This is a genomic window from Novosphingobium sp., assembly GCF_019748365.1.
In the GTDB taxonomy this organism is placed as follows: domain Bacteria; phylum Pseudomonadota; class Alphaproteobacteria; order Sphingomonadales; family Sphingomonadaceae; genus Novosphingobium.
Map to the genome: position 1 here is coordinate 1 of NZ_JAIEPN010000208.1, position 9,529 is coordinate 9,529.

At 68.5% G+C, this 9,529-nt stretch carries 8 protein-coding genes, 1 pseudogene and 1 riboswitch; of the genes and pseudogenes, 5 read left to right on the forward strand and 4 right to left on the reverse strand.

The genetic code is table 11. The features are described 5' to 3' along the window. The 4 genes and pseudogenes from sucA to K5Q19_RS21900 all read right to left on the reverse strand — a co-directional run. Positions 1 to 806, reverse strand: a pseudogene (sucA, locus tag K5Q19_RS21885) (2-oxoglutarate dehydrogenase E1 component); the annotation flags it as partial. Between the two features lie 219 nt (positions 807 to 1,025). Beyond that, entirely contained in the window at positions 1,026 to 1,988 is a 963-nt protein-coding gene (mdh, locus tag K5Q19_RS21890) for a malate dehydrogenase (protein WP_292949685.1), read from the reverse strand. A gap of 217 nt (positions 1,989 to 2,205) precedes the next feature. After that, positions 2,206 to 2,577 (reverse strand): hypothetical protein, encoded by a 372-nt coding sequence (locus K5Q19_RS21895; RefSeq protein ID WP_292949688.1) that lies wholly within the window; start codon positions 2,575 to 2,577, stop codon positions 2,206 to 2,208. Positions 2,578 to 2,770: 193 nt separating this feature from the next. After that, positions 2,771 to 4,003: a cell wall hydrolase gene (locus K5Q19_RS21900; RefSeq protein WP_292949691.1), complete on the reverse strand. Its 1,233-nt coding sequence runs from the start codon at positions 4,001 to 4,003 to the stop codon at positions 2,771 to 2,773. 233 nt (positions 4,004 to 4,236) lie between these two features. Continuing rightward, a riboswitch (cobalamin riboswitch) is annotated at positions 4,237 to 4,446 on the forward strand. Between the two features lie 105 nt (positions 4,447 to 4,551). Here K5Q19_RS21900 and K5Q19_RS21905 point away from each other — a divergent pair. From K5Q19_RS21905 to K5Q19_RS21925, 5 genes are all read left to right on the forward strand, one after another. After that, entirely contained in the window at positions 4,552 to 6,408 is a 1,857-nt protein-coding gene (locus K5Q19_RS21905; RefSeq protein ID WP_292949693.1) for a TonB-dependent receptor, read from the forward strand. Beyond that, the gene (locus K5Q19_RS21910; RefSeq protein WP_292949696.1) at positions 6,408 to 7,412 is read left to right on the forward strand and encodes an ABC transporter substrate-binding protein; all 1,005 of its coding nucleotides are present in this window, start codon (positions 6,408 to 6,410) and stop codon (positions 7,410 to 7,412) included. The genes K5Q19_RS21905 and K5Q19_RS21910 overlap by 1 nt, the downstream gene beginning before the upstream one ends. After that, positions 7,409 to 8,371: an iron ABC transporter permease gene (locus tag K5Q19_RS21915; protein WP_292949699.1), complete on the forward strand. Its 963-nt coding sequence runs from the start codon at positions 7,409 to 7,411 to the stop codon at positions 8,369 to 8,371. The genes K5Q19_RS21910 and K5Q19_RS21915 overlap by 4 nt, the downstream gene beginning before the upstream one ends. Beyond that, positions 8,368 to 9,093 carry an ABC transporter ATP-binding protein gene (locus K5Q19_RS21920; protein ID WP_292949702.1) on the forward strand — a complete coding sequence of 242 codons (726 nt, stop codon included), beginning with the start codon at positions 8,368 to 8,370 and terminating at the stop codon, positions 9,091 to 9,093. The genes K5Q19_RS21915 and K5Q19_RS21920 overlap by 4 nt, the downstream gene beginning before the upstream one ends. A 206-nt stretch (positions 9,094 to 9,299) precedes the next feature. Then, positions 9,300 to 9,529 (forward strand): hypothetical protein (locus K5Q19_RS21925; RefSeq protein WP_292949705.1); only part of this gene is annotated, 230 nt, incomplete at its 3' end.

Consider the following 9,529-nt stretch of genomic DNA (forward strand, 5'->3'; position numbering starts at 1 on the left):
AACTCGTGGAAGATCACGCGGTAGGGCTTGGCCAGCACGTTCGCCAGCACGTTGAGCCGCCCGCGGTGCGCCATGCCATAGATGATCTCGCGCACGCCCATCTGGCCGCCGTACTTGATCACCGCTTCCAGCGCCGGGATCATCGATTCGCCGCCATCCAGCCCGAACCGCTTGGTGCCGACATACTTCTTGCCGAGGAACTTCTCGTACTGCTCGCCGCGTACCACTGCCGCGAGGATCGCCTTCTTGCCGTTGGGCGTGAAGTCGATGGACTTGTCACCGCCCTCGATCCGCTCCTGCAGGAACTTGCGCTCCTCCACATCCGCGATGTGCATGTATTCAAGGCCGACCTTGCCGCAGTAGTTCTTCTGCAGCACCGCCACGATCTCGCGCGGGGTCGCCCATTGCATGCCGAGCACGCCGCCGACGAAGACCTTCTTGTCGAGGTCGGGGCCCACAAAGCCGTGATATTCCGGGGTGATGTCCGCCGGCAGCTCCTGCCGCGCGAGGCCCAGCGGATCAAGGTCCGCTGCCAGATGCCCGCGCACGCGGTAGGTGCGCACCAGCATCATGGCGCGGATCGAGGCGCCCGCCGCCGCTTCGAGCGCGGCTTCGTCCATCGGCGCGCCCGCGGCCTTCGCCGCCTTGGCGATTTCCTGCTTCAGCGCCATCGGATCGAGCGCGCGGGTCAGGTCGTCGCCTGCACCCGGATCGGTCACCGGCCAGCGGCTGGAAGCCCACGAAGGCCCTGCCTGCGGACCCTCCTGCAACGGATCCACTTCAAACGCGCGCTCTTCGTAACCCATGTGTCACTCCTCTCGCCCCGGGGAGGGTGGGGCTTCGGAAAAATCGACTTTCCCACGAGCGGCATGCACCGCCCAAAATGCTAACCACGCGAAACCCGCAGGACTGGCCGCTTTAACCATATCACTGCAAAGGGAGCCCGCTCCGGCGCCCACGTAAAACCACTTATCTGAACGGGGCGCGAACCTGCTGCGGGCAAGTCTTCGCGCCCCGCAGCTCCGTCAGGCGAGCGAGGGGTCGATCCCCTTGCACGCCACCAGCAGTTCCTTCACCGCATCGACCGAAACCTTGAGGCCGGCCTTGTCAGCCTCATCCAGTTCGATCTCGATGATCTTTTCCACGCCGTTCGCGCCGATCATCACCGGCACGCCGACATAGAGCCCGTCCACGCCATACTGGCCGTCAACATAGGCCGCGCAGGGCAGGATGCGCTTCTGGTCGCCCAGATAGGCTTCGGCCATCGCGATGCCCGAGGTGGCGGGCGCATAGAACGCCGAACCCGTCTTGAGCAGCGCCACGATCTCGCCGCCGCCGCTGCGCGTGCGCTGCACGATCGCGTCGATGCGCTCCTGCGTCGAAAGCCCCATCTTGACGAGGTCGGGCACCGGGATGCCGTTGACGGTCGAATAGCGCGTCACCGGCACCATGGTATCGCCATGGCCGCCCAGCACGAAGGTGTTCACGTCCTTCACCGAGACATTGAACTCATCCGCGATGAAGTGGCTGAAGCGCGCCGAGTCGAGCACGCCGGCCATGCCGACGACCTTGTTGTGCGGCAGCCCCGAAAATTCGCGCAGCGCCCATACCATCGCGTCGAGCGGGTTGGTGATGCAGATCACGAAGGCGTCGGGGGCGTTGTTCTTGATGCCCTCGCCCACCGCCTTCATCACCTTGAGGTTGATGCCAAGCAGGTCGTCGCGGCTCATGCCCGGCTTGCGGGCGACACCGGCGGTGACGATGATCACGTCCGCGCCCGCGATATCGGCATAATCGTTGCTGCCGGTGATCTTCGCGTCGAAACCTTCGATCGGCCCGCACTGCGAAAGGTCCAGCGCCTTGCCCTGCGGCACGCCTTCGACCACGTCGAACAGCACGATGTCGCCGAGTTCCTTCTGCGCCGCGAGGTGCGCGAGCGTACCGCCGATGTTGCCGGCGCCGATCAGCGCGATTTTCTTGCGAGCCATGCCTTTGCAATCCTTTCCCGGATACGCGGGACTCGCGGCCAGCAACGGCCGCCCGAACTTGCCGCCATTAGGCCCCCCGCGTCCCGCAGTGACGGGAAGGATTCCAGACGGATAGGAGCGACCTAAGCCTGCAGGATGGTGATTGCAAGGCGCAAAAACCCCCAGTTGGCGGGTTTTTGTGATAACAGTTTGCAATAGCAATAAAGGGTTAAAGGTCTCAGCCTTGCGAGGATGCTCGCGCTGCAAACGTGCGTTGCAGGGCCTTTGCCATCGGCCCGTCAAGCATTGCGCAGACCGCAATCCACCATTCGGCGGCCGCGCTGTCGCCACCTTCGGCAGCAATCTGCGCCGCCTCGCTCGCACGTTGCGCCGCCGAAAGCCCGTGCGCGGCAAACAGCCGCAACGCCGCTTCCAGCAAGCCATCTTCTCGTGTCTTGCCAGTGTTCGTGCGGGCCGCGCGCCTGGTTACAGCGCCGATGTCGTTGGCCGGACGCGGCACCCGCAGCGCGCGCGGGCGGACCGCGCCCCAGTTCAGCCGCCAATGCAGGCAGGGCGAGATGATCCCATAGCGAGGGGCGAAATGCAGCATGGGGGGCTCTCCTCGGTTGCGCGTTGCAGGGGGTCTAGCAGCGGCAAATGAACAGCACGTTCGTCCTTAGGGTAAAAGTCTCGCTAACCCTGCCTAGGTGCAAATAAACGGTGTTAAAACATTATGTTGCATAGAGGTCGGGAAGCTGCATCGCCCGTTCGCGCTGCCGGATTATGCCCGTATCGGACTAAATTCAGCCACCCGGCTGGGCAATCCACTTGCCTGCGTTCTCATAGGCGGGATTGACCGCCGCGCCGCCCGGCAATTGCCCCGCACGATAGAGCGCATCGCCGCCGCGCGCCTCGACGGCGGGGGCAAACTGCGGGGCCGCCGCGCGCGGCTCGCCATAAGTCGGCAAGGGCTGCTGGGCGAACGAGGCCGTATTGCGCCCTGCCGAAGCAGGCCCAGCCTGCGCCGCCTTGAGCGCCTCGATCCGCCCGGCCTCGAACGCCTTCTCCAGCTGCACCGGATCGGCCACGTCCGCCGCTGCCGGGATCCACGTGCGCGGATGCGGCGCCGCCACCGGCTCGCCGCCCGCATAGACCGCATTGAAGGCCATCGGCCGCCCCGCCGCGCCGCTCCAGCGATAGAACCGGTGCGCGCCGATCGTGCCGATGAAGTTCAGGCTGTCTGCCCAATAGGGATGCACCGCGCTGGTGTGGTAATGCGTCGCCAGCCCCACCGGCGCATAGACGTATCCGGCCAGCGCATCCGCCGCCACGCGCCGCGCCCGCTCCCAGAAAGCCTGAACCGGGCGCCGCGCCATCGAGCCGTCGCAGGCAAAGCTGAACTGGCAGCCCGGTCGCTCCGATCCCTGATAGACCACGCCGCACACCGTGTTCGGCCAGGCCGGATGCGTCACACGGTTGAGCACCACTTGCGCCACCGCGCGCTGCCCCGCATCGGGCTCGCTCGCCGCTTCGTAATAGATCGCCGCCGTCAGGCACTGCAGCGCGCGCGATTGGTCAAGGCTCGTGCCCCGCGCCATGATCGGCCTCGCTGCCGGGCCGATACCGGTCACCGGCGCCGCATCGTCGCCATGGATCTGCGCCAGCTGCGCATCCCACGCCGATTTCGCCGCATCGGGTGCCAGCATCCCCGTGTCGTCATTCGCCAGATAATAGAACGCCGAGCCCGGAAAGCTCTCCCCAGGCCGCTCAAACGGCTGCAACCCGTCGCGCGCCTGCGCCGAAGGCACCCCCGGCGCGATCCACCCTGGCCCCGCCAGCCACAGCGCAAAGCCGATGACCGCCACACCCGCGAACCCCGCCCAGCGCTTCAAACTCCCCTCCCGCTTGCTGGAGGGGCTGGGGGAGGGCGTGTTGACTTCAATGCGAGGCCGCTCAACCACAGGCACCACCACCCGCCGAGGCGCCAGTGCCTCGGGCGGCAGCTTCACCGGCCGGTAGTCTATGATCAGCGGCATGGAACAGAGGGACTCATATGGCGGCAGTTCAGCGCTAGGGCCTCTCCGGGGCTTGCGCATCCTGCCAATTCACCCCGTCCCGCTAAGGCACAGGCCCCTGCCAGAGCGTTAACGCCAAATCCGCCGCACTTCCTCTTCCCTCTCCATTCTTGCGAAGCACAAATGGGGAGGTGCCCCGAAGGGGCGGAGGGGTTCTACTTCAACACTTGCCCCAAAGTGCAGGTCCCGCTACCTTACCGCCCGACGCCACCGGTGCCCGCGAAAGCGGGCTAAGAGGGAATCCGGACAAGTCTTCAAAGGCTTGCACCCGGAGCTGCCCCCGCAACTGTGCCCGGATAGCGCCCTGTCCACGATGCCACTGGACCCGCAAGGGGCTGGGAAGGCGGGCAGGGGGCCATGACCCCGGGCGAGCCAGGAAACCTGCCGGTGTGTGGTCGTTCCGCGGCCGGGCGGGGTGTACCGGACGCATGCGAGAGAAGCGCGCCATGAAGGCCCCGCGCTCCCTCCCGCCATGGACGGCAACGTCCATGGGCCCGTGGAGAAACTGCGTGAAGTTCCAATATCTTGCTGCCATAGCATCTGTCCTCGCCGCCACCCCCGCGCTCGCCCAGCAGGCGGACCAGATCACCGTCATCGCCACCGGCAGCCCCCAGCGCCTCGACCAGACCGGTCAGCCGATCACCGTCCTCACCGCCGCCGACCTGAACCGCCTGCAAGGCCCGGATATCACCCGCGCGCTTGAGCAAGTCCCCGGCCTCACGCTCAGCCGCAACGGCGGCCCGGGCGCCTTCACCGCCGTCCGCCTGCGCGGCTCCGATAGCGAACAGGTCCTCGTCCTCATCGACGGCGTCCGCGTCGAAGACGTCGCCGCCCCCGGCGCCGGCTTCGATTTCGGCACGCTCACCACCGGCGGCGTGGAACGCATCGACGTCCTGCGCGGTTCCAACTCGGTCACCTGGGGCAGCGCCGCGCTCGGCGGCGTCATCGCCATCCAGACCCGCGAGCTCGACGGCATCGAAGCCAGCGCCGAAGGCGGCAGCCGCGGCTCCTTCGCCGGAGAGGCCGCTGCCGGTCTTGCCAGGGACAAGGTCGCCCTCTCGCTCACCGGCGGCTACACCACCACCGACGGCGTCAGCGCCGCCGCCACCGGCACCGAGCGCGACGGTTTCCGCCAGTGGCGCCTCGGCGGCAAGGCCCGCCTCGAACTCGCCCCCGGCCTTTCCTTCGTCGCAAACGCCCGCTACGCCGATACCCGCACCGATATCGATGGCTTCCCCGCGCCGAACTACACGTTCGCCGATACCCCCGAATACCAGATCACCCGTCAGCTCTCCGGCCGCGCCGGTCTGCGCTACCAGGGCGATTGGCTCACTCTGAACACCGGCTTCGCCCTCGCGGACACCAAGCGCGACTACTACGACCCCACCTTCGGCACCGCCCCTTCGTATGGCTACCGCGGCCGCAGTCACCGCGCCGATCTCACCGGCCGCGCCCAGCTCCCCGCCAATTTCGCGCTCGATTTCGGCGCCGACAGCGAATGGACGCGCTATTCCGGCACCTTCGATGCCCGCCAGACCGCCCGCCAGACCAGCGGCCACGCCATGCTCGGCTGGTACACCGATGCCATCTCGCTCGCCGCCGGCCTGCGTTATGACGACCACAGCCGCTTCGGCAACGCCACCACCCTAGGCGCCAACGGCACCGTCCGCCTCGCGCCAAACCTGCGCCTGCGCGCCAGTTATGGCGAGGGCTTCAAGGCCCCCACGCTGTTCCAGCTCCTCAGCGACTTCGGCAACGCCGCGCTCCGCCCCGAACGCAGCCGTAGTTACGACGCAGGCCTTGAATACAAGTCCGGCCCCGTCACCGCCGCCGTCACCCTGTTCCGCCGCGACAGCCGCAATCTGATCGCCTTCGTCTCGTGCTTCGGCGAGACAGACGGCATCTGCACCGACCGCCCCTTCGGCACCTATGACAACATCGGAAAGGCGCGCGCCGAAGGCGTGGAAGCCGAACTCGTGCTGAAGCCGTCGGGCGCCTTCACCCTGCGCAGCTTCTACACCTATACCCGCGCCCGCAATCTCACCCCCGGCAGCGCCCAGTTCGGCAACGATCTCGCCCGCCGCCCGCGCCACGCGCTCACGCTCTCGGGCGATTGGGAAACCCCGTTCGCCCATCTGGCGCTCGGCGCGGACTTGCGCCTCATCAGCGACAGCTTCGACAATGCCTCGAACACGGTCCGCCTCGAAGGCGGCCCCATCGCCACGATCCGCGCCAGCTTGCCCGTGCACGACAAGGTCACGCTCTACGCCCGCGTCGAAAATGTCTTCGACAACCGCATCCCCACCGCCGCCGGCTACAGCGCCGTCGGCCGCGGCGCCTTCGCCGGCCTCAGAGTGCGCTACTGATGCCGCTCAGGCCCACCCCCAACCCCTCCCGCAAGCGGGAGGGGGGCAACAAGCGCCACCGGCCGGGGGTGGGCCGCGCCACAGCACTCCTGCTCGCGATCACCCTCTCCGCCTGCGTGCAGCAACCCCCGCGTGATACCACCCACCGCATCCCCACGATCGTCAGCCTCAATCCCTGCGCCGACGCGATCCTCGCCGAAGTCACCGCCCCCGGCCAACTCCTCGCCCTCTCGCACTACAGCGCCGATCCCCGCGCCGCCTCGATCGATCCGGCCAAGGCCGCGCAATACCCCACCACCCGCGGCACACTTGAGGAAGTCCTCGCCCTCCACCCCGATGTGGTGGTCGATGGCACCTTCGTCCCCCCGGCCACCGCTGCGGCCTACCGGCGCCTTGGCCTGCGCCTCGAAACGCTCGGCATCGCCGGCACGGTCGAGGAAAGCCGCGCCCAGATCCGCGGGCTCGCCGCGCTCGCCGGAAACCCTGCGAAAGGCGAGGCCCTGATCGCGCGCATCGATATGGCCCTCGCGCAAACCGCCCCCGCACCCGGCGCCCGGACCATCCCCGCACTCGTGTGGGAGCCCGGCGGCATCGTCCCCGGTGACAGCACGCTGATTGCCGAGCTCCTCCGCCACACCGGCTTCACCAATTTCGCCGCCGCGCGCGGGCTGGGGCAGGCCGATCAGCTCCCGCTTGAACGCGTCCTCGCCGATCCCCCGCGCGTGATCCTCGCCGCCGGGTCGGATCGCGCCCTCCGCCACCCCGCGCTCACCCATCTCAAGGGCACCACCCGCGCCCCGCTCGATCCGCGCCTGCTCTATTGCGCCGGCCCCACCATCATCCCCGCCTCCCAGCGCCTCGCCGAAGTGCGGCGCGCGCTCGGGCCCACCCCCAACCCCTCCCGCATGCGGGAGGGGAGTTCAGTGGCGCTACAATCTCCCCTCCCGCTTGCGGGAGGGGTCGGGGGAGGGCATGTTGCGCCCAGCCGGCTGGCCAGCCGATGACCCGCCCCGTCCCTTTCCTCCTCGCGGCCCTCGCGCTCGCCATCCCCCTGTCGCTCCTCGCCGGGCAAGTCTGGCTGAACCCCCTCGCGCCCCAGGCCCCCAATGCCACCATCATCCTCGCCGAACTGCGCGCCCCCCGCGCCGCACTCGCGCTTGTCATCGGCGCCGGCCTCGGCGGAGCAGGGGCCGCCATGCAGGGCTACTTGCGCAATCCGCTTGCCGATCCCGGCCTGTTCGGCGTCGCCCCCACCGCCGCGTTCGGCGCGGTGCTCAGCCTGGCGCTCGGCCTCGGCGTGCTGCTCCCGCTGGCTGCACTCGTCGGCGCCGCGCTTGCCATGGCCGCGCTCGCGCTGATCGCGGGCAATGTAAGCGGGCAGAACAGCACCACGCTTTTCGCGCTCGCCGGGCTCATGCTCGCCAGCCTGTCCGGCGCGCTCACCAGCCTCATTATCAGCCTTGCGCCCAATCCCTTCGCATTGAGCGAGATCGTCACCTGGCTCATGGGCAGCCTTGAAAGCCGCTCCTGGCACGATGTCCTGCTCGCCGCGCCGCCCACCGCGCTCGGCCTCCTGCTCCTCTCCCGCGCCGCCCCCGCGCTCGACGCACTGACGTTGGGTGAGGAAACCGCCCGCTCCCTCGGCGTGAACCCCGCGCGCCTGCTCTGGCTCATTGTCCTCGGCACCGGCCTTGTCGTCGGGGCAGGGGTCGCCGCCGCCGGGATCATCGGCTTCGTCGGCCTTGTCGTCCCGCATATCCTGCGCCCCTATACCGACCAGCGCCCCTCCAGCCTGCTCCTGCCCTCTGCGCTCGGCGGCGCGCTCCTGCTGCTCATTGCCGATTGCTGCTGCCGCCTCCTCCCGCTCGCGGGCGGTGAACTGCGCATCGGCATCGCGCTCAGCCTGATCGGCGCGCCGTTCTTCCTGCACTTGCTCCTGCGCCTGAGGAGCGAGCTTGCATGAACCTGTCTGCCACAAACCTCGCCGTTCCCGGGCGCCTCGCCGCGATCACCACCACGCTCCGCCCCGGCGAGCTCACCGCCATCTGCGGCCCCAATGGCGCGGGGAAAACCACACTGCTGCGCGCGCTCGCCGGGCTTGAACCCGGCCCCGTCACCCTCGGCGAAACCCCGCTCAGCACCATCGCGCCGCGCCGCCGCGCGCAGGATATCGGCTATCTCTCGCAGCATGCCGAACCAGCATGGAACCTCACGGTGGAAGCGCTCGTCCGCCTCGGCCGCCTGCCGCACCGCACCGCGCGCGCCGAAGACGATGCCGCCGCCGCCGCCGCGCTCACCGCACTCGATTGCGCGCATCTTGCCACGCGCGGCATCCACACCCTCTCCGGCGGCGAACGCGCCCGCGTCCTCCTCGCCCGCGTCCTTGCCGGCCGGCCCCGCTGGATCCTCGCCGACGAACCCCTCGCCAGCCTCGATCTCGCCCACGCCGCCGCGCTCCTCGCGCATTTCCGCCAGCTGGCGGATCAAGGCACCGGCGTCGTCCTCGTCGTCCACAGCCTCGCCCACGCGATGAACCACGCCGACCGCGTCATCGTCCTCGAAAGCGGCCACCTCGCCGCCGACGGCCCCCCGCAAACCGCCCTCTCCGAAGACGTCATCGAACACGTCTGGCGCGTCCGCGCGACATGGACCGGCCCGACAGGCGCAAAGGCCCTCTCCCTCTAAGCCCTCTCCATTTTTGCGCAGCACAAATGGGGAGGTGGCCCGCGCAGCGGGTCGGAGGGGTAAGGAGCTCTCCCGCCACACAGTATCCGCTCCGAAGCCCCTTGCCCCCCGCGCCACCTTGCTATCGCGGCCCCCGCCACCCACGTGTCGCAAAACGCCCGCGCGCCTCTTGCCGGAATCGAACAAATCTGGAACAGACTGCCTCCATGTCCCTCAGCACCATCTCCATTCGCGGCGCGCGTGAGCACAATCTCAAGGGGATCGACGTCGATCTTCCGCGCGATAGCCTGATCGTCATCACCGGCCTTTCGGGCTCGGGCAAATCGAGCCTCGCGTTCGATACGATCTATGCCGAAGGCCAGCGCCGCTATGTCGAGAGCCTCTCGGCCTATGCGCGCCAGTTCCTCGAGATGATGCAGAAGCCCGATGTCGAGCA